Here is a 20821-nt window from a genome sequence, read left to right on the forward strand (position 1 = left end):
GGAAGCTTCCTTGTAGAAGGAAGCTTTTTTTACGGAATATATGAGCATTTTAATTGAAAAGAAGTGGGAATTTTGCTACTTTAATGATAGCAAGACAATGTGATTTATTTGTTTGCACCCTATGGCAATTAGGGTAGAATGAAGTTGTATGTCACTTAAGTGGCAATACATAAACTGGGAGGAATATAACAATGGCAAAACACGAATTACCAAATTTACCTTATGCGTATGATGCTTTAGAGCCTCACTTTGACAAAGAAACAATGAACATCCATCATACAAAACATCACAACACGTACATTACAAACTTAAACGCTGCTTTAGAAGGTCATGCAGAATTAGCTGACAAAAGCGTAGAAGAATTAGTTGCAAACTTAAACGAAGTACCAGAAGCAATCCGTACAGCAGTACGTAACAATGGTGGCGGACATGCTAACCATACATTCTTCTGGACAATCCTATCTCCAAACGGCGGAGGACAACCTGTAGGTGAACTTGCAACTGCAATTGAAGCAAAATTCGGTAGCTTCGATGCATTCAAAGAAGAATTCGCAAAAGCTGGCGCAACTCGCTTCGGTTCTGGTTGGGCTTGGTTAGTAGTAAACAATGGTGAGTTAGAAGTAACAAGCACTCCAAACCAAGATTCTCCTTTAACTGAAGGTAAAACGCCAGTTATCGGTTTAGATGTTTGGGAGCATGCTTACTACTTAAACTACCAAAACCGTCGTCCAGACTACATCGGTGCATTCTGGAACGTTGTAGATTGGAACGCTGCTGAAAAACGTTACCAAGAAGCAAAATAATTGTAACAAATATAGAAAAAGCTAGGGGAGAGCCCCTAGCTTTTTTCTATGCTTTCCTTTTACATAATTGGGCTTGTCTTTGGAAGACTAGAACATGAAGTAAAGGAGAGTTGTGTATGAAATGGAAACATATAATTGGTGACGTTGAAGTGAATCGGGATTTAGTGTTATTGCTCCTTATAGGAGGTTTATACACGCTCGCAATTTCTTTATCGAATACGTTTGTAAATATTTATTTATGGAAACAAACACAAAATTATGTGAATCTTGGCTTGTATAATTTAGCCAGCGTGGTATTACAGCCTCTCACATTTCTTGTAGGGGGGAAATTAGCGAAACGTATCGATCGCTCGATTTTATTACGAATAGGGGTAGGAACGCTCGCAATTTTTTTTATCGTTGTCTTAGTAGCAGGGAAAAGTGCTTCTCAGTATATTCTATTAATGGGGGCTCTTTTAGGAGTAGGATACGGTTTTTACTGGTTGGCTTTTAACTTATTGACATTTGAAATTACAGAACCAGAAACAAGAGATTTCTTTAATGGGTTTCTTGGACTTCTTACATCCTTCTCTGGGATGATTGGACCAATAGCAGCAGGATACACAATTTCACGTATGGAGAAATGGAGTGGCTATACTGTTATATTCTTTCTTTCATTAGTTCTATTTGCAATTGCTGTCGTCTTAAGCTTCTTTTTATCTAAAAGAGAATGTGAAGGGCGTTATGAAATCGTGCAAGTATTGAAAGAACGACGGATTGATAAAAATTGGGGAAAGATTACACGAGCTCATTTTTTCCAAGGATTGAGAGAAGGGACGTTTATTTTTGTCATTTCAGTATATGTTTATTTAGCAACTAATAGTGAGTTCGCATTAGGGAAATACAGTTTAGTGAACTCTGCTGTATCCTTTGTATGTTATTACTTAGTTGCTCGTATGTTAAAGAAGGAGTGGCGAAAAAAAGCAATTTTACTTGGGGGCATTATTTTATATGCTGTCGTCTTTTTAGTTATTTTCAATGTTACATACACGAAATTACTTATTTATGCGGCATGTATTGCGATTGCATATCCTATTTTACTTGTTCCGTACGGATCAATGACATATGATGTAATTGGTAGAGCGAAAAATGCGAGAGAATGGCGTGTGGAATATGTCGTTGTTCGGGAGTTATGGTTAAACGCCGGAAGAATCTGTTCCATTTTAAGTTTTTTATGTGCTGTACTATTCTTTCCACCTGAAAAAAGTTTACCTTACTTATTATGTATTTTAGGTGCTGGACATTTTCTTATTTATTTTGCAGTTAAAAATGTCAAATATGATGAGGGAAATGCGAGTAAAACAAGTGTTGTAACGCAAGAGAACGCGCAAAAACAAACTGAACCAGAAGGTTAACTTCTCGTTTGTTTTATGCTAGAATAGAAAAAGATGTAAGACAGCAGTGAGGACACCTGTATGAGGGTGTCCCTTTCACATTACATAGCTGTTGGTAGAGGGGGTTTGTATGAGCAAGAAGCAGAAGCAAAATAAGAAAAAGACCCACGTTCCTTTTCGATTAAACGTGTTGTTTTTCTGCGTGTTTTTAATGTTCTCCGCGGTTATTGTAAGGCTCGGATATGTACAAATTGTTCGCGGTGAAGAATATAAGAATGAAGTGGAGAAGAAAGAAAACTCAACGATAAGTAATCCTGTACCGCGTGGGAAAATATTTGACCGTTATGGGCGACCTGTAGTAGATAATGCAGCCATTCGTACTATTACATTTACAAAAATGAAGGGATCAACTGCAGAGGATCGCTTAGAAACAGCGAAAAAGCTAGCAGATTTGATTGAAGTACCGACAGATAAATTAACAGATCGCGATAAAAAAGATTATTGGCTTGCTATGCATAAAGAGGAAGCTAAAGAAAAAATTACGAATAAAGATCGTCAAGAGTTTAAAGATAAAAAAATTGATGATAAAGAATTAGACGAGCGTCAGCGAAGTCGTGTAACAGAAGAAGAGATTAATCAATTATCCGCCAAAGATCTAGAAATACTAGCGATTAAGAGTAAGATGGACGGCGGATATGCAATGACACCTCAAGTTATTAAAAAGGATGCTACAGAAAAGGAATATTCGATTATTAGTGAAAACCTAGCAGCATTACCAGGTGTAGATACGAATGTTGATTGGGAGCGAAAATATACGTACGATGATTTATTCCGAAGTGTACTTGGTGGGGTGTCGACATCTGATGAAGGCTTACCGAGAGAAAGACTAGATTACTATCTTGTTCGTGATTACAATCGAAATGACCGAGTAGGAAAAAGTTATCTTGAACAACAGTATGAAGATAGCCTGCATGGTACGAAAGCAGAAGTTAGAAATGTTACAGATAAAAACGGTAATATTTTAGAAACGATTAATGTATCAAAAGGACAAAGTGGTAATGACCTGAACTTAACAATTGATATGGAATTACAAAAGCGCGTGGAAGATATTCTTGCGAAGAATTTAATGAGGTTTAAAGGAAGTGAACCTCTTTTAGATCGCGCATTTGTTGTAATGATGAACCCAAAAAATGGTGAAGTTTTATCTATGGCGGGGAAACAATTAGTTAACGAAGATGGTCAAACGAAAGTAAATGACTTTGCATTAGGTACCATGACAAGTTCTTATCCGATGGGGTCAACTGTAAAAGGTGCAACAGTACTTACTGGATATCAAACTGGTGCGATTCAACCAGGGGCAGTACAATTGGATGAACCAATTAAATTAAAAGGTACACCTACGAAGTCGTCTTGGAAAACGATGGGATACATTAATGACCTTACAGCTTTAAAAATGTCTTCTAACGTTTATATGTTTAAAACAGCGATGAATATCGCCGGTGTTCCATATGTGAGAGGTGGTACGTTAGATATACCTCAAAAAGCATTTGATACGATGCGTTATTATTTCGGACAGTTTGGACTTGGTGTAAAAACAGGAATTGATTTACCGAATGAATCTGCTGGTCAGATGGGTAAGAGTAGTCAACCAGGTTTCTTACTAGATTTATCAATTGGACAGTATGATACGTATACACCGCTTCAATTAGCGCAATATATTTCGACGATTGCCAATGGCGGATATCGTATGCAACCACAAGTTGTAAAAGAAATTCGTCAACCGGCAGTGAAACCAGATGAAGTTGGGAAAGTTGTTCAATCTATGGAACCGAAAGTATTAAATCGTATTGATATGCCGGAATCGCAAATTAAACGCGTTCAAGAAGGATTTAGACAAGTGTATAATGATTCAGGTGGTACAGCTACAAAGTACTTTACAGGTGCAAAATATAAAGCTGCTGGGAAAACTGGTACAGCTCAAACTGTGTATGGTGGAGATAAAGAGATTGGTAGAAATGCAAAAGGTGAACGTGTGGAAACATATAACTTAACATTAGTAGGTTATGCGCCACTTGAAGATCCAGAAGTAGCATTCTCTGTTGTCGTTCCATGGGTACATGATGATAAGACTGGTATTAATGGATATATTGGTCGTGAAATTATGGACGCTTACTTTGATTTGAAAAACAAAGAAGTAAATGGTGAAGCTCCAAAAGATGATAAAGACAATAAAAACAAAGATCAAGATGATGAATAAAAAAGTTGTAAAAAAGCACACTATATGAAAAGATAGTGTGCTTTTTTTTATGGTTTATGCATATCGTGTAATAAATGTGGACAAGTATACAACATTTAAAAAACGCGGCCCTATAAATGATACTTGTATATGGTGGGATAGGGGATAAATATTTTATAGGGAAATCATCAGAGGAAATGAATAGCTACTACTGAATTAAAATTGTATCGTATGTTGATTTTTGTGGAACTTTACAAAACTTTTACAAACAATTAAAACCGAATTAATAGTTTAGCAGTATTCTTATATCTGTAATCCTGTTATTTCCGGTTACTTCTAGGAGGAAGAACACGTGAAATGGATGCATACACCGATTAAGATTTTCGTATTATCAATATGGTTCCTCTGTTTTGAAATGTCTACTGCATTTGCTTTAAATGATACGGGAGAAGTGAGAGTTGATGGATCCTCAACGGTTTTTCCTATTATAGAAGCAGTAGCGGAGGAATATACAAAGGTGCATCCAGACGTGAAAATTTCCATCAGTATTTCTGGAACTGGGGGAGGATTTAATCGTTTCAGTAAAGGAGAAGTAGATATAAATAATGCTTCGAGAGTAATGAAACAAGTCGAGAAAAATGAAATGAAGAAAAACTCTATTCAGTTCACACCTTTTGAGGTTGCTAACGACGGTCTTACGATTGTTGTGAATCGCCATAATACATGGGTAGACGATATGTCAGTAGACGAGTTACGACTACTTTGGAGTGAAGATGGAAGAGAGAAGCGATGGTCACAAATTCATTCAACATGGCCACGTGAACAAGTGAAGTTTTATGCACCAGGCGTAGACTCTGGTACGTATGATTATTTTCAAAATGTCATCTTACAAAATCATCGCATTGTAAAAAAAGTCTCTTTGTCTGAAGATGATCAAGTTATTATGCAAGGGGTAATGAATGATAAACATGCCATTGCTTTTGTAGGATATGCTTATTATATGGCTAATCGAGATAAGGTGAAAGCAATAAAAGTAAATGGTGTATTTCCGACGAAAGAGACCATTCAATCAGGTAAGTATAAGCCGTTATCTAGGCCGCTACTTGCTTATGTGAATAATGCATCTATCCGAAATAAAATGAATGTAGCAAACTATGTTGAGTTTATGATTCAGCATGTCGGTAACCTCGCTGAAGAGGTCGGGTATGTAAAATTACGAAAAGAAAAATACAATGAACAGCTGCGTATGTTAACAGAAATAAAAAGGTAATGTCAGGGTGGAAAGGGGTTTTCATCTTTGGCTCATAATGACAAAAGTCAAATTACATTTTCTGTACAACATTTGATTGAAAGAAATACAAAACAAAGAAAAAAAACGCAGCGAATCAATCGAATAGTGCCTTTATTACTAAAAATAATTGCTAGCGTTTCTATTGTGACGACACTTGGAATTGTTTTTACGCTCTCTAATGAAACAATCATGTTTTTTCAAAAAATATCATTATACTCCTTTTTGACGGAGAAAGAATGGTTACCATTTTTTGAAGACCCTAAATTCGGTATATTACCACTCATATGTGGAACGTTCCTTGTAACAGCAATCGCTATGTTTGTAGCAATTCCTATCGGTTTAGCGTGTGCCGTATTTTTAAGCGAATATGCTTCAAATAGTGCACGGAAAATATTAAAGCCGATGTTAGAGCTATTAGCAGGTATCCCGACAATTGTATATGGTTTTTTTGCATTAACAATTGTTACGCCGCTTTTACAAAGGATTATACCAGATTTGCAGTTTTTTAATGCGATTAGTCCAGGAATCGTTATCGGATTTATGATGATGCCTACAGTTGCATCTCTATCTGAAGACGCGATGAGAGCTGTGGCGAAAGGGACGAAAGAAGCTTCATTAGCACTCGGAGCGACGCGGTTTGAAATGGTAAAACAAGTGGTGTTTCCGTCCGCTTTTACAGGGATTATGGCAGCGATTATATTAGCGGCTTCTCGTGCAATTGGTGAAACGATGATTGTTGTAATTGCAGCAGGATCCACACCAAATGTATCGCTTGATCCGACACATTCAATTCAAACGTTAACAGCCTATATTGTGCAAGTAAGTTTAGGTGATGCTCCGCATGGAACGATTACGTATTACAGCATGTATGCTGTAGGTGCAACGTTATTTTTGTTTACCTTTATTATGAACATCATTTCGCAGTCTATTATGCGCCGTTTTAGGAGGATGACATAATATGCGAATGTTGAATCATAAAAAAATACAAAAAAACATGGCATCACGCTTTTTAAAAGATCGAATTTACAAATTGTTATTTTATATAGCAATTTTATTTTCAATCGTAATTTTGTTTTTGTTACTGTTTCAAATTGTTGAAAAAGGTATAAGTTATCTTTCAATAAATTTCTTTACAAATTTCGCTTCACGTAATCCGAAAGAAGCTGGTATTGCTGCAGCTTTGTCAGGGACAATATTATTTATGAGTATTGTTATACCTGTTTCTTTTATATTTGGAGTTGGAACAGCACTTTATTTAGAGCAATATGCGAAGGAATCTCTATTTAAAAAAATAATAGAGATTAATAATCAAACGTTAGCAGGAGTACCATCCGTTGTATTTGGATTGCTTGGTTTAACTATTTTTGTATATGCTCTTCATTTAGGAGAGAGTATAGTTGCAGCAGCACTGACGATGAGTCTACTCGTTTTACCAACAGTTGTTGTGGCGAGTCAAGAAGCAATTCGATCAGTACCAAGTGTATTATTAGAGGGTTCTTACGGATTAGGTGCTACGAAGTGGCAAACGATGTATCAAATTGTATTGCCATATGCTTTCCCAGGGATTATAACGGGCTGTACGTTAGCGATATCAAGAGCAATTGGAGAAGCTGCACCACTATTAGTTATTGGGGCACTTGCGTTTGCAAATTATGTTCCATTTAGTATGTTTGATAGATTTACAGTTCTACCAATTCAAATTTTTAATTGGATGAGTAGGCCACAAGAAGAATTTCAGTATGTAGCAGCAGCTGGGATGATTGTTTTGTTAGGTTTGTTGCTATTTATTAATATATTTGTTTTATGGTTACGAAATCGAAAATAAGTTGGAAGTGGATGAAAGGGGAATTCAAATGGTAGCAACAGTAGTAAATGTACAGGTGAAAAACGAAGAGAAAATCGAGACTGCGCCAAAGAAGGTAGTATTTGATACGAAAAACTTAAATTTATGGTATGGGGAAGACCATGCTTTAAAAGATATTAATTTAAGTATTCATGAGAATGAAGTTACAGCCATTATCGGTCCAAGTGGCTGTGGTAAATCAACTTACTTAAAAACATTAAATCGCATGGTAGAATTAGTACCGATTGTTCGAACTACAGGTGTAATTGAATATAGAGAACGCAATATATTTGATAAATCATATCCAGTTGAAGAATTAAGAACGCATGTAGGAATGGTGTTCCAAAAGCCAAATCCATTTCCAAAATCTATTTATGAGAATGTAGCATACGGTCCAAAAATCCATGGTATTCGTGACAAAAAGACATTAGATGAAATTGTTGAAAAAAGTTTACGTGGAGCAGCGATTTGGGATGAGTTAAAAGATCGTTTGCACGATAATGCATACGGTTTATCTGGTGGACAGCAACAGCGTCTATGCATCGCACGCTGCTTAGCTATTGAGCCAGACGTTATTTTAATGGATGAGCCAACATCGGCATTAGACCCAATTTCAACATTAAAAGTAGAAGAATTAATTCAAGAGCTAAAGAAAGATTTTAGTATTGTTATCGTAACGCATAATATGCAACAAGCAGCGCGTATTTCAGACAAAACAGCTTTCTTCTTAAGCGGGGAAGTTGTGGAGTATACAGATACAAACAAATTATTTACGACTCCTTCAGATAAGCGTACAGAAGATTATATTACAGGTCGCTTTGGTTGATATCGTTTCAAAGCTAAGAGCAAATGCCCTCTTAACAGAGGGCATTTCTTATTTTATCTTACTGTTAATAGAGAAGTAATACTTCTCCTTATCTTAAGGTTTATTACAAGCGCAAGAGGCTATGTAGGAGATTTACCCCGCTATTTGCGGGCAGTAAGACCCCCACCTTAAAATTTAGCGAAAGCAAAGAAGTTAGGGAGGGGATCTTGCTGCCTATCAAATCCCGATTGATGAGGGTTGATTAAAGTTTCACTTTTATATAATGGCACATAATATTGAGGGGGAAGAAAAATGGTAAGAGAACAGTTTCAAGGTGATTTAAAAGCGTTACAGCAAAAGGTGATCGAGCTTGGAGAATTAGCAAATGCGGCTTTATTGATGGCTATGGAAGGTCTGCATACAAGGGATGTAGAGAAAGCGTTAGAGGTCATTGATGGTGATTACCGCATGGATAATTTAGAAGAGGAAATAAACGATCTTGCGCTTATGCTCATTACGAAGCAGCAACCTGTAGCAAGTGACTTAAGAAGGATTTTTATTTCAATTAAAACAGCGACAGATTTAGAGCGTATTGCAGATCATGCTGTTAATATTGCAAAGGCTACAATTCGTCTTGGGGAAAAAGAAGTGGCTGTTAGTTTGCACAACCTGGATGAAATGTTTGCGGTTGCAAATGAGATGTTACATTTAGCGTTAGAAGCATATGAACAAGAAAATTTAACTTTTGCGAAACAAATTGCTGAAATGGATGATTCCGTTGATGAAATATATGGAAAAGCAATTCGTGAGTTTATATCGTCGGTTCCGGAACAACCAGAAGCAATTACGCAAATTACACAATTATCATTTGTCGCGAGATATATTGAGCGTGTAGCAGATCATATTACAAATATTGCTGAAAATGTCTTTTATTTAGTAAAAGGAAAGCATTATTTATTGAATGAGTAGGAATAAAAGCAGGTGATGAGAAATCACCTGCTTTTTTTAGTCAAAACATGACAAAAAAAGCTCGTTGTTTCCTTTAGTTTATGATGATAAGATGTATCATAATGTAATGGAAAAATTAGTATATATGTTTGTCGTTAATAAGTATTATTTACCAATTTACAGTAAGCGCTTTCTTGTTGTTTGAAACGTACGTTTTTATAGGTGAGAAATTTAATTATATGGTCTTCTAAATGAGGATTTGTTTAACTAATCAAGTTTATGCTGCTAGTTCATGTGGGATAGGGAATATACATATGGTATATGGAGTTACTGAACATTATATAAGTGGAGGCTGAAGTATATGAAGGGGGTTATTTTAGCTGGAGGAAAAGGAAGACGCCTTAGACCATTAACATGTAATACTCCAAAGCCGATGTTACCATTATTAGAAAAACCAGTTTTAGAATATAATATTGAGTTATTACGTCAGCATGGTATTCGTGAAATTGCAATTACTGTTCAATATATGAGTACGACCATTAAGCAATATTTTGGTGACGGTAGTAAATGGGGAGTTAACTTGTATTATTTTGAAGACTCTCCTCCGCTTGGCACAGCAGGGAGTATTAAACAAGCAGAACAATTTTTAGATGAAACATTTGTTGTGATAAGCGGGGATGCATTAACTGACTTTCAATTATCAGAAGGAATTAGGTTTCATGAACAAAAGAAAAGAATGGTAACAATGTTTGTGAAAGAAGTAGAAAATCCACTCTCATTTGGATTGGTTGTAATGAATAAAAACCAGGAGGTTACACGATATATAGAAAAGCCGGGCTGGAATGAGGTAGTATCTAATGTTGTGAATACAGGCATATATATTATGGAGCCAGAAATCTTTTCTTACATACCGCCTAGGCAATTTTTTGATTTCAGTCATGATGTGTTTCCATTATTGGCAAACAAAAATGTGTTATTCGCATATTTGTCAGAAGGTTATTGGTTAGATATCGGCACATTTAATCAATATCGACAAGCACAATTTGATTTGTTAACGAAAAAGTTACAAGTACCTATTCCTTATACAGAAGTATTACCTATGGTATGGATGGGGGAAGGGGTGACGATTGGTAAAGGGACGAAAATTCATGGCCCCTCTTTTATTGGAGAAGGAGCAAAGATTGGTACAGGAGCTGTAATTGAGCCATATTCTATTATTGGGAAAAATAGTATTGTTTCAAGTTATTCTCATCTTCAAAAAAGTATTGTTTTTGCGAATGCCCACATTGGGAAGTATTGTGAACTATTAGAAACGACAATAGGAGAGCGTACAATAGTTGAAGATGATGTTACACTGTTTCAAAAAAGTGTTGTAGCGGATCACTGTCATATCGGGAGAAGTACGGTAATTAAGCAAAAAGGAAAACTATGGCCTTATAAGGCGATTGATAGTCATTCGATAGTAGGAGCGGCTGGTATTCAAGAGAGTGAAATGAGTGCAGGGTGGTTACAAAAAAGCCGCATTGTAGGAAGAGGGAATGTTGAAATTACTCCCCAGTTTATCGTGAAGATTGCGATGGCGTATGGTTCTCTTTTTGAAAAAGGAGAAAGTATATTAATTGGAAGTCAAGAAAATATAGAAACAACCTCTTATAAAAATTTATTTTTACATGCTATTCATGGTATAGGGATTCATACGATGGAATGTAAAGAAATGAACGAGTCACTTTTTCAATATAGTGTTCATCATTTGCAATGTGCAGGTGGTGTTTTCATTCAAGTGGAGAATGAGAATGAGATTGTTATAAAGTTATACGGTCAAGCTGGCATGCCGTTAACGTATAAGCAGCAAAAAGAGATAGAACAAATATATATGTCCGAATTGTTTTATTACGTGCAGGAGAAAGAAATGGGGCGTAATAAGCTCGTTCATGTTTCTATGAATGAGTATATAGAAGTTATATTGGAGCATATTGATATCGAGAAAATACAGATGCAGAAGTTTCATCTTCTTATTAATAAGAGAAATGATACGTTGCAACATTTACTTATGCTCTTTCTGCAAAGACTTGGTTGTACAGTTACATGGATTTATGCAAGCGAACAAAAAGATCATGTGAAAGCTTTGATGAAATCAAGTAAAGCGAATATGGCTCTTATGTTTTCGGAGAAAGGAAATCATTTCGAGTTATACGATAAACATAGTAATATTTACCAAGGTACAGATTTGGAAGAGGTAGATATTCCAGATTTCTTGCTCGAATCGACAGGAAATATTTACCCAATGTCTTTGAAATTAGGAGAATGTTATCTTCTATTTTATACGCAGGATGAAAGAAAGTCGTTTCAAGTGAGGTGGAAGCGAGATATTTTATATCGGATTGGAAAATTATTCGAGCTAATAGCATTGCAAGGAAAAACGTTTCTCAGCATAGTAGAGCAATCACCTCCGCTCTATTTACTTTATGATGAAGTGGTATGTTCATGGAATGAAAAAGGGGAAATTATGAGGAAATTATTGGATGATATAGAAAGGAAGGGAGAAGGGATATTTGAAGGAGTGCAGTTCAAATATACTGAAAAAGAGTGGTCTTATATCGTTTCTGACATAAAACAACCAAAATTTTTGGTGTATTCACATGCTAGAAACCCAGTAATAGCAAGGGAAAATATGAAAAATCTTATAGAAAAAATTAGACAATATCAAAAGGTGTAGAATTTTTATTTTAAAAGTGGTATTATAGTATAGTCTGATTTAAGTTATTAGTACTGGAGGGAAATAAGAATGCGTGTGAATATTACTCTAGCATGTACAGAATGCGGAGATCGTAACTATATCTCAAAGAAAAATAAACGTAACAACGCTGAGCGTATCGAGCTTAAAAAGTATTGCAAGCGTGACAAGAAGTCTACGTTACACCGTGAAACAAAGTAAGCAGTAGGAATATTTTCCTACTGTTTCTTTTTTTATTCGATTCCTATGTTAAAAGTGATACACTATCAGCATAGAGTAAAGTGTCACTGTAAGGGGGAGAATGTGTGAAAGCAGAGAAAGTACGTTTGCGTAAACAAATAATAGAACACATGAATTCTTTATCAGAAGAACAGTATACAACTTTATCAGAACAGATTGCATTTTCGTTGTATGCGCAAAAAGAGTGGGTTGAAGCTAAAACAATTGGAATTACTCTTTCAATGGAAAATGAAGTGAATACATATCCTATTATCGAAAAAGCTTGGGAAGAAGGAAAGAAAGTTGTAGTTCCTAAGTGTAATAAAGGAACAAGAACGATGTCCTTCCGGCAAATTAATAATTTTGATCAATTAGAAACGGTGTATATGAATTTACGTGAACCGATTCCCGGGCTTACGGAAGAAGTGAATATGGATGAAATTGATCTTCAAATTGTCCCAGGCGTAGCTTATACAGAACGAGGAGAGCGAATTGGGTACGGCGGTGGCTATTATGATCGTTATCTCGTGCATTATAAAGGGAAAACGCTATCATTAGCGTATGATTTTCAAATGGTAAAACACATTCCGGTAGAGCCATTTGATAAAAACATAGAAAAAATTATTACAGAAAAAGGAATAATGCTTACAAATAAGCTTGTATAGACAAATAAAAATTGACGAGACTTTTTCTTCTTGATTATAATAAAATATGTGAACGTTTTCTTATTATAATTTTTTATAGTAAGTGAGCATAGAGGGTGATGAAATGGTATCTATTTATGATATTCAGCAATTGCTAAAGAAATTTGGTACGATTATTTATACGGGAGATCGAATTGCAGATTTACAATTAATGCAAGATGAATTGCGTGAATTAAATCAATCACAGCTAATCGATCCACAAGACTATCAAACAGCTTTATTTTTATTGAAGCAAGAAATTCAAAAAGAGCTAAATAAGAATTAGATAAAGGTAGGTAAGCAACATGGAAGAGAAATGGTTAGTTGGTGTTGACCTTGGTGGTACAACGATTAAATTAGCATTTATTAATGTATACGGTGAAATTTTACATAAGTGGGAAATCCCTACGAATACAGGTGAGCAAGGAAAACATATTACACTTGATGTTGCGAAAGCAATTGATAAAAAGCTAGAAGAATTAGGCGAATTGAAGAGCAAGTTAATTGGTATTGGTATGGGAGCTCCTGGTCCTGTACATGTGGCGTCTGGAATGATTTATGAAGCGGTTAATTTAGGATGGAAAAACTATCCGCTAAAAGACTTATTAGAAGTAGAAACAGGATTACCTGTTGTTATTGATAATGATGCAAACTTAGCAGCGCTTGGTGAAATGTGGAAAGGTGCTGGTGAAGGTGCAAAAGATTTAATCTGTATGACACTTGGTACGGGCGTTGGTGGTGGTGTAATCGCCAATGGTGAGATTGTACACGGCGTGAGTGGTGCTGCTGGTGAGATTGGACATATTACAGTCGTTACAGAAAATGCTTTCCCATGTAATTGCGGGAAGTCTGGTTGCTTAGAAACAGTAGCATCTGCGACAGGTATTGTACGTGTTGCTATGCAAAAAATACAAGAGACTAATAAAGAGAGCATGTTGCGTTCTATGTTAGCTGAAGAAGGACGTATTACATCAAAAGATGTCTTTGAAGCACTTGGACAAGGTGATGAATTAGCAGGTGAAGTAGTAGAAAAAGTAGCCTCTTATTTAGGATTAGCTGTAGCGAACCTTTCTAGTACATTGAACCCAGAGAAAATTGTTATTGGTGGAGGCGTGTCTAAAGCTGGAGATGCGCTATTAGAACCAATTCAACGCTATTTCGAGCAATATGCTTTCTCACGTGCTGTAAAGAGCACGAAGTTAGCTATTGCAACACTTGGTAATGATGCAGGTGTTATCGGAGGAGCTTGGCTTGTAAAAAAGCACAAATACGAAGCGAAGATGATATAAGTTGTGAAATATGAAAAGAGGAAGGGGGAACCCTTCCTCTTTTTGTGTGAAATCTCGATGAAGAATAAAGTGTAAACGAATTAAGCTGCTGGTGGATACCCGTTATATAGAACAGTCATGATCGTAAACCATCCGAAAACGAGTACAGTTGCAATTGCAAAGCCGCTCGCGAAAAAGTTTTTTTCACGAAGTGTTCTAAGCGTAGCAAATACAGCTAACAGAGTGACAAGTGTAAAAATAATAACAAGGCCCATACAATATCCTCCTCTGTCTACCCATTTCTTATTATGAGTTTTTGGAATATTTACTCTTTTATATTGTACATGTTTTAAAAATGATTGTCGAGATAGCATCCTTTCTTTTCCTCAGAGAAAGAAATGTTGTATCATTAAAAGTAAGTTTAATAACTGGAGGAGATTTTCATATGAAATGGATACAAATGCCGTTAGGCCCATTACAAACGAATGCTTATATTTTAATGAACGATCAAAAAGAGTGCATTATCTTTGACCCTGGTCATGAAGGTGAAAAGCTCGTTACATATTTACAAGAAGAACAATTAAAACCATTAGCTGTTTTATTAACACATGCTCACTTTGATCATATCGGTGCTGTTGATGCGGTAAGAGACACTTTTCATATTCCTGTGTATGTACATAAAGAAGAAGCAGATTGGTTAGGAGATGCAACTGTAAACGGCTCTCAAATTTTTATGATGAACCGCAGTATTACAGCAAAACCAGCGGATCATATTATTGATGCAGAAGGTACATTAACAATTGGATCATTTAATTTTGAAATTTTTGAGACACCAGGACATTCTCCAGGAAGTATTTCTTATTATAGTAAAGAGGCGAATGCTGTATTCTCAGGAGATGTATTGTTCCAAATGAGCATTGGAAGAACAGATTTACCTGGTGGAAGTTTCGCTGAATTAATTGGAAGTATTGAAGAGAAATTATTTGTATTACCAGATGAAACAGCGGTTTTATGTGGACATGGTCCAGAAACAAGCATTGGCTTTGAAAAAGAAAATAATCCGTTTTTACAATAAGGAGTCATTATGGGAATGGAGCTCATTTTAAGAGAATGGATGGGGAAAGAAAAGGATTATTCAATTTCATATAGTACGTATATGAACCTTGTATTGTATACAGAAGGTCATGGATATTATATGAAAGAACGTGAAAAGATTGGAAGACAAGGGGATTTTTTTACAAGTAGCAACGTATCCTCTGTGTTTGCAAAAACTTTTGCTAAACTTTTTATTCGTCTTGTTGAAAATGGTGAAGTTGCTCCGAATATTTGTGAAATTGGCGGAGGAACAGGGAAGTTTGCCTATGATGTTTTACAAGAATGGAAGCAATTATCTCCAAAAACCTTTATTGATTTAAACTATTCAATGATTGAAGTGAGCCCTTTTCATAGAAAATTACAGCAGGAGCACCTTGGCTCATTTTCTAATGTATCGTACTATACCTCCTATAGTGAAATGGGAGATTCTTTCGAGGGAATTCTTTTTTCTAATGAGTTGTTTGATGCATTTCCTGTTGAAATAATTGAGAAAAGAAATGGTATGTTGTATGAAGTACGTATTACATATACAGAGGAAGGAAACCTTTCAGAAGTATGTAGGCCGTTAGATAAAAGAATTGGTCGCTATTTATTGAAATATAATATTCATATTGCTGAAGGGCAACGTTTTGAAGTACCAATTGTGATGGAGGAGTATATAAAAGAAATTGCGAAATGGTTTCAAAAAGGTATATGTATTACAGTTGATTATGGATACACAAAAGAAGAATGGATGCATCCAGCACACCGTGAAGGAAGTTTGCGAGGGTATTATCAGCATAAGCTAATACGTAACCCACTAGCGCATCCAGGTGAAATGGATCTTACTACTCATATTCATTGGGACGAGCTAAAGGAGATGTTTAGTATGCAAGGAATGAGTGCAGTATGGCATAAGAAACAATCTGAGTTCTTGTTAGCTGCAGGGATATTAGAACAGCTTACGAGCCATCAAGATACGAATCCTTTTTCTGAAACGCAAAAACAAAATCGAGCAGTTCGTTCTATGATTTTGAATGGAGGAGTAGGGAGTGCATTTGATGTTGTTATACATACAAAAAATATGCAACATTTACATTTGGATCGGTATGTAACAATATAAAAAACAAGACACAGTATATACTGTGTCTTGTTTTTTAATACGACTTATGTAGTATTATATATTTCCTCTCATGATATATATTTATATTAAAGATATGAGATGAAAAATATAGAATACGTTCTTTTTCTTCGATTATTAGTCCCTAACCTAATAATACGCGAACGAGTTGAATGATTGTTTCATTCTCTACTTTGTAATAAATTTCCAATCCTTTTCTTTCACTAGAAACGATTTTAGCGCTTTTTAATTTTGCTAAATGCTGTGAAATTGTAGATTGTGGCATGTTTAAGCCAGTATACATTGTAGAAACGTTGCTTGGACCGCGCTCGATTAATCCTTTTACGATACATAAACGAACAGGATGAGCTAGCACTTTTAATAATTCTGCATTACTTTCATATAGTTCTAATTCTTTTTGAAAGGTTTCTAACATGTTCTTTTCCACCTCCGTGTGAGCTATTATACCATACTATACATACCAAAAATTTAAAGAAAAGAAAATAGTTGTTGCAGAAAAAAAGTCCTAAAGTAAAGAAATTGTAAGAAAAGAGACCCTGATGTAAATAAAATAGGTAAATTAGCATGTTTTTGTAAAATGACATTTTTGGGTGAAAATTTCGATGCGTTTTAAAAATTGAAAGATATAGATATATTTGTAACACAATTTTATCATGATTTTCTTATTCTTTCAAATTAATATACGAAATTTTTAAAATAATATGACAAAGGAATTATAATGATATATATAGAATATAAAACAGGTTAAAAGAAAAGAAGCTGAATGTAATTCGCTTCTTTATGGTGATAATGAAATATTTGCTTACGGCTGATAAATCTTAGGATGATCAAGTCATTAGTCATTTATTCTAAAATTCATCTTTTAGCAACGTTAAAAACCTGTGATTCCATATGTTCTCATAAAAATCAATTGTCTCTTTTGCGGACATAAAAGGATTATTCAACGTAGAGGTTGTTTTCTGTACCATAAAGTTTTCGTATCCTAGTCCGTGGGCAAACTTAATCGTAGCATCCATACAGTACTCTGTTTGGGCGCCACAAAATTCAATGCAATTTACAGATAATTGATCTAAAATTTCTTTTAAGTTTGTTTTATAAAATGAATTTGCATGTGTTTTTCTTACAAAAAAATCTTGTTCTTGAACATCTAGATCGGTATGAATAGCCCAAAGTTCTTTCTCGGGTACTAAATCATCATCACAATGTTGAACAAAAAGGATTGGTTTATTTAATTTTCTGTATGAATAAATTCTTTTATTTACTTTTGTTAGTAAGTTCTGTAAATCAAATAAATGCTCCTCGCTATAACATACGCCATTTTGTAAATCGATAACGATTAAAATATCTGAACAAATATCCATTATTTTCACCCCTTTTTATTTCTTAATATATCAATTAATCCATTATTTAGAAATAGATGATATACTTTTATTTTTTTATGGACTATAAGAAAAGAAGAAATTCAAATGAATATAACTAAAACGCAGAAAAAGAAGATATGAAAACCTAATCTCATATCTTCTTTTTCTCTATGCATTTACAGGTTCTTCTACATAAGAAAGGGCATTTTCAAAATCGGATATTAAATCGTTAACATTTTCAAGACCGACTGATAACCGAAGTAATGAATTAGAGATTCCTCTTTCATCACGAGCTTCTTGCGACAGTGCTGCATGTGACATTTTTGCTGGATAAGAAAGAATTGACTCTACAGCTCCTAAACTAACTGCAAAAACAGGTAATTTTACTTTTGATAAAAATTGGCGGAGTGCATCTTCTGACTGCAAAGTAAACGATAAGACCGCTCCAGCTGATGTTGCTTGAGATTGTTGAATATCAAATCCGAGATGTGTTTGTAATCCCGGATAATAGACATTTTGTACTTTAGCGTGCTCTTGTAAATAATGTGCGATTTTATTGGCATTTTTAGCTGAATGCTCGAGGCGTACGTGCAATGTTTTTAGACCGCGAAGTACGAGAGAACAATCTTGAGGTCCTAAAATAGCACCGAATGCATTTTGTAAAAATCCAAGCTTTTGAGCGAGTTCTGCATCTTTTACTACTGCTAATCCGGCAGTAACATCACTATGACCAGCAATAAATTTTGTAGCACTATGAAGAACGACATCAGCTCCAAGTTCAAGTGGTTTTTGGAATAGTGGTGTCAAAAATGTATTATCAACAAAAGTAAGAGCGCCAATAGATTTTGCGAGTTTAGAAACCTCGCGAATATCTGTCACTTTTAAAAGTGGGTTAGAAGGTGTTTCTACATAAAAGAGCTTTGTATTTGGTTTCATGTTTTGTTTTATTTCTTCTAAATTGGTCATATCAACAAATGTATGTGAAACACCGTAACGGGAGAGTACCTCAGTTATCACTCGGTAAGTGCCTCCGTACACATCTTCTGAAATGAGTACGTGATCACCTTGTGAAAGAAGGAGGAATGCAGTGGAAATCGCTGCAATGCCTGATGCAAAGGCGAATCCTTTTGTTCCGCCTTCTAATAAAGCAATGATATCTTCAAGAGCTTCACGAGTTGGATTTCCTGACCTGCTATAGTCATATTTTCCGAACGTATCTACATCAAACTGGTGAAAAGTTGATGTGTTATAAATAGGAACGTTCACAGCGCCTGTTTGCGAGTCATGTTTATATTGGTTGTGTAGTAAGAGTGTATCTATAGAATAGCTCATATTCTTACACCTTCTTTTACGAGTTTAATGGCTTGCTTTAAGTCTTGAATTAAATCGTTACTATTTTCAATGCCAACTGAGAATCGAAGAAGACGATTGCATACGCCGTTTGCTGTTCTAATTTCTTCAGGAATATCAGCATGTGTTTGCGTTGCTGGATAAGTCATTAAACTTTCTACACCACCAAGACTTTCGGCAAATGTAATTAAGGATAAAGATTGTAAGAATGGATTAATCCAAGCTTCATCTTTAAGGCGGAATGAAATCATGCCGCCTCTTCCTGGATAAAATACATCTGTCACCCCGTCTTCATCATTTAAATACGCAACAACTGCTTTCGCATTTTCTTCATGTTGTCTCATGCGAAGCGCTAACGTTTTCATACCGCGAATTAATAACCATGAGTCAAATGGGCTTAAAACTGCACCTGATGCATTATGATAATGAGCGATTTCCTCGCAAAGTTCCTTTCCTTTTGCAACGACAAGCCCGCTTAGTACATCGTTATGTCCCCCTAAATATTTCGTTGCGCTATGAAGTACAATGTCAGCACCTTCTGTTAATGGTTGCTGTATATAAGGTGTGTAGAATGTGTTGTCTACAATAAGAAGTAGTCCGTGCCTTTTCGCTACAGTTGCGACAGCAGCAATATCAGTAACTTGCATTAATGGATTAGTTGGAGTTTCTATGAAAATAGCCTTCGTTTCAGTTGTGATAGCTTGCTCAATTTGTTTAATAGACTGTGTATTTACGTATCTACATCGAACATTCCATTTTTTTTCATGCTCAGAAAATAATCGATACGTTCCCCCGTATAAATCTTCAGATACAATAAGTTCGTCTCCAGAGCGGAATAGAGAAAGGACGAGGAGAACAGCCGCCATCCCTGAACTACAGGCATAACCTTGTTCGCCATATTCTAAGTCTGCGATCGCCTGTTCTAAAAGACCGCGAGTTGGATTGCCAGTTCGTGAATAGTCAAAGCCAGTAGATTTACCAATTCCTTCGTGGCGATAAGCGGTTGAGAAATAAACTGGTGGATTAACCGTTCCAGTTGTAGTTTCACTACGATTTCCGATTTGTGCTAGTTTTGTTTCGATTGTTGACATGTGAAAATTCCTCCTTTTTAAATTGAAACATTAAGTGAATATAAAATAAAAAAAGCCTTCTAAGAAGAAGGCTTTCGGTTTGAATAGAGTCTTCTTCTCATCTGTCAAATCTTTCACAATTTGCTGGAATTAGCACCTTATTAACAAAATGTTAATGGTTGCTGAGGCGTCACAGGGCCAGTCCCTCTACCTCTCTAGATAAGAATGTTCGTATGAAATTTTTATTATGTTTTTAACTTTACAATAAAAGATAATTGAATTGCAACTTTATTTTAAATAATTTTTATTTTCCCGCAAGTGTCATTGACTTTTACTTTTGTGCATGCTAAATTTATTAAAAAATTAACAAACATTGTTAAAAGGGGAACGCATTTCCTTTTAGCTACATAAATAAAATAATAAAGACAACTCTTATTGAGAGCGGTGGAGGGAAAGGCCCTGTGAAACCCGGCAACCTTCAAACGAAATGTTTGAAACGGTGCTAATACCTCATGCCCATCAACTTAAAAGTGTTAACTATCCCCAAAAGTAAAAAATGCCATCCTTTCTTTATATTCGTGATAGAATATAAAGAAATTGAATGTTTTTTCTTAATATTAGG

20 protein-coding genes and 2 riboswitches are annotated in these 20821 nt (G+C 35.5%); of the genes, 15 read left to right on the forward strand and 5 right to left on the reverse strand.

Translation table 11 applies throughout. The features are described 5' to 3' along the window. Positions 1 to 191: 191 nt before the first annotated feature. The 13 genes from sodA to glcK all read left to right on the forward strand — a co-directional run bounded on the left by sodA (position 192) and on the right by glcK (position 14224). On the forward strand, positions 192 to 803 hold the full coding sequence (gene sodA, locus ACS2CR_RS12565) for a superoxide dismutase [Mn] (protein WP_001052031.1): 612 nt from the start codon (positions 192 to 194) through the stop codon (positions 801 to 803). A 116-nt stretch (positions 804 to 919) separates the two neighbouring features. After that, the gene (locus tag ACS2CR_RS12570; RefSeq protein ID WP_153602644.1) at positions 920 to 2197 is read left to right on the forward strand and encodes an MFS transporter; all 1278 of its coding nucleotides are present in this window, start codon (positions 920 to 922) and stop codon (positions 2195 to 2197) included. Positions 2198 to 2306: 109 nt separating this feature from the next. Further along, positions 2307 to 4433: a peptidoglycan D,D-transpeptidase FtsI family protein gene (locus tag ACS2CR_RS12575; protein ID WP_000038982.1), complete on the forward strand. Its 2127-nt coding sequence runs from the start codon at positions 2307 to 2309 to the stop codon at positions 4431 to 4433. Between the two features lie 331 nt (positions 4434 to 4764). Then, a complete protein-coding gene (locus ACS2CR_RS12580) occupies positions 4765 to 5682 on the forward strand; it encodes a PstS family phosphate ABC transporter substrate-binding protein (RefSeq protein ID WP_053512770.1) in 918 nt (305 codons plus the stop codon). Positions 5683 to 5709: 27 nt separating this feature from the next. Continuing rightward, positions 5710 to 6660 carry a phosphate ABC transporter permease subunit PstC gene (pstC, locus tag ACS2CR_RS12585; protein ID WP_000940914.1) on the forward strand — a complete coding sequence of 317 codons (951 nt, stop codon included), beginning with the start codon at positions 5710 to 5712 and terminating at the stop codon, positions 6658 to 6660. A gap of 1 nt (position 6661) precedes the next feature. Continuing rightward, complete coding sequence (gene pstA / locus ACS2CR_RS12590; RefSeq protein ID WP_001242559.1) at positions 6662 to 7528, forward strand: phosphate ABC transporter permease PstA; 867 nt, start codon at positions 6662 to 6664, stop codon at positions 7526 to 7528. A gap of 28 nt (positions 7529 to 7556) precedes the next feature. Beyond that, positions 7557 to 8372: a phosphate ABC transporter ATP-binding protein gene (gene pstB / locus ACS2CR_RS12595; protein ID WP_000226681.1), complete on the forward strand. Its 816-nt coding sequence runs from the start codon at positions 7557 to 7559 to the stop codon at positions 8370 to 8372. A 291-nt stretch (positions 8373 to 8663) separates the two neighbouring features. Next, positions 8664 to 9320, forward strand: coding sequence for a phosphate signaling complex protein PhoU (gene phoU, locus ACS2CR_RS12600; RefSeq protein ID WP_000251243.1), 657 nt, complete (start codon positions 8664 to 8666; stop codon positions 9318 to 9320). Between the two features lie 340 nt (positions 9321 to 9660). Then, entirely contained in the window at positions 9661 to 12015 is a 2355-nt protein-coding gene (locus ACS2CR_RS12605) for a sugar phosphate nucleotidyltransferase (RefSeq protein WP_016111670.1), read from the forward strand. A 69-nt stretch (positions 12016 to 12084) separates the two neighbouring features. Then, positions 12085 to 12234: a 50S ribosomal protein L33 gene (gene rpmG, locus ACS2CR_RS12610; RefSeq protein ID WP_001265616.1), complete on the forward strand. Its 150-nt coding sequence runs from the start codon at positions 12085 to 12087 to the stop codon at positions 12232 to 12234. Positions 12235 to 12338: 104 nt separating this feature from the next. Then, complete coding sequence (locus ACS2CR_RS12615) at positions 12339 to 12917, forward strand: 5-formyltetrahydrofolate cyclo-ligase (protein WP_053512772.1); 579 nt, start codon at positions 12339 to 12341, stop codon at positions 12915 to 12917. A gap of 103 nt (positions 12918 to 13020) precedes the next feature. Continuing rightward, positions 13021 to 13221: a YqgQ family protein gene (locus ACS2CR_RS12620; RefSeq protein WP_000253699.1), complete on the forward strand. Its 201-nt coding sequence runs from the start codon at positions 13021 to 13023 to the stop codon at positions 13219 to 13221. Positions 13222 to 13240: 19 nt separating this feature from the next. Further along, the gene (gene glcK / locus ACS2CR_RS12625) at positions 13241 to 14224 is read left to right on the forward strand and encodes a glucokinase (protein ID WP_000391701.1); all 984 of its coding nucleotides are present in this window, start codon (positions 13241 to 13243) and stop codon (positions 14222 to 14224) included. 80 nt (positions 14225 to 14304) lie between these two features. Here the strand turns inward: glcK and ACS2CR_RS12630 are convergent, their stop codons facing one another. After that, positions 14305 to 14478, reverse strand: a complete 174-nt coding sequence (locus tag ACS2CR_RS12630) for a DUF2759 domain-containing protein (RefSeq protein WP_000524852.1) — start codon at positions 14476 to 14478, stop codon at positions 14305 to 14307. A 170-nt stretch (positions 14479 to 14648) separates the two neighbouring features. On the opposite strand from ACS2CR_RS12630, the gene ACS2CR_RS12635 reads away from it, so the two are divergent. Next, positions 14649 to 15278 carry an MBL fold metallo-hydrolase gene (locus ACS2CR_RS12635; protein WP_000871233.1) on the forward strand — a complete coding sequence of 210 codons (630 nt, stop codon included), beginning with the start codon at positions 14649 to 14651 and terminating at the stop codon, positions 15276 to 15278. A gap of 9 nt (positions 15279 to 15287) precedes the next feature. Continuing rightward, complete coding sequence (locus ACS2CR_RS12640; protein ID WP_016111669.1) at positions 15288 to 16400, forward strand: class I SAM-dependent methyltransferase; 1113 nt, start codon at positions 15288 to 15290, stop codon at positions 16398 to 16400. A 142-nt stretch (positions 16401 to 16542) separates the two neighbouring features. Here the strand turns inward: ACS2CR_RS12640 and ACS2CR_RS12645 are convergent, their stop codons facing one another. The 4 genes from ACS2CR_RS12645 to metI form a co-directional block, all read right to left on the reverse strand. Further along, positions 16543 to 16833 carry an ArsR/SmtB family transcription factor gene (locus tag ACS2CR_RS12645; RefSeq protein WP_000894377.1) on the reverse strand — a complete coding sequence of 97 codons (291 nt, stop codon included), beginning with the start codon at positions 16831 to 16833 and terminating at the stop codon, positions 16543 to 16545. Between the two features lie 433 nt (positions 16834 to 17266). Then, positions 17267 to 17779 carry a cysteine hydrolase family protein gene (locus tag ACS2CR_RS12650; RefSeq protein WP_000350341.1) on the reverse strand — a complete coding sequence of 171 codons (513 nt, stop codon included), beginning with the start codon at positions 17777 to 17779 and terminating at the stop codon, positions 17267 to 17269. Positions 17780 to 17947: 168 nt separating this feature from the next. Next, positions 17948 to 19111: a cystathionine beta-lyase gene (metC, locus tag ACS2CR_RS12655; protein WP_000122301.1), complete on the reverse strand. Its 1164-nt coding sequence runs from the start codon at positions 19109 to 19111 to the stop codon at positions 17948 to 17950. Beyond that, positions 19108 to 20220 (reverse strand): cystathionine gamma-synthase/O-acetylhomoserine thiolyase, encoded by a 1113-nt coding sequence (gene metI, locus ACS2CR_RS12660; RefSeq protein ID WP_000103889.1) that lies wholly within the window; start codon positions 20218 to 20220, stop codon positions 19108 to 19110. Before metI ends, metC begins: the two co-directional genes overlap by 4 nt. A gap of 94 nt (positions 20221 to 20314) precedes the next feature. Next, a riboswitch (SAM riboswitch) is annotated at positions 20315 to 20425 on the reverse strand. A gap of 203 nt (positions 20426 to 20628) precedes the next feature. Next, positions 20629 to 20732, forward strand: a riboswitch (SAM riboswitch). Positions 20733 to 20821 lie beyond the last annotated feature (89 nt).

The organism is Bacillus cereus group sp. BceL291, from assembly GCF_051776705.1.
In the GTDB taxonomy this organism is placed as follows: Bacteria; Bacillota; Bacilli; order Bacillales; family Bacillaceae_G; genus Bacillus_A; species Bacillus_A cereus.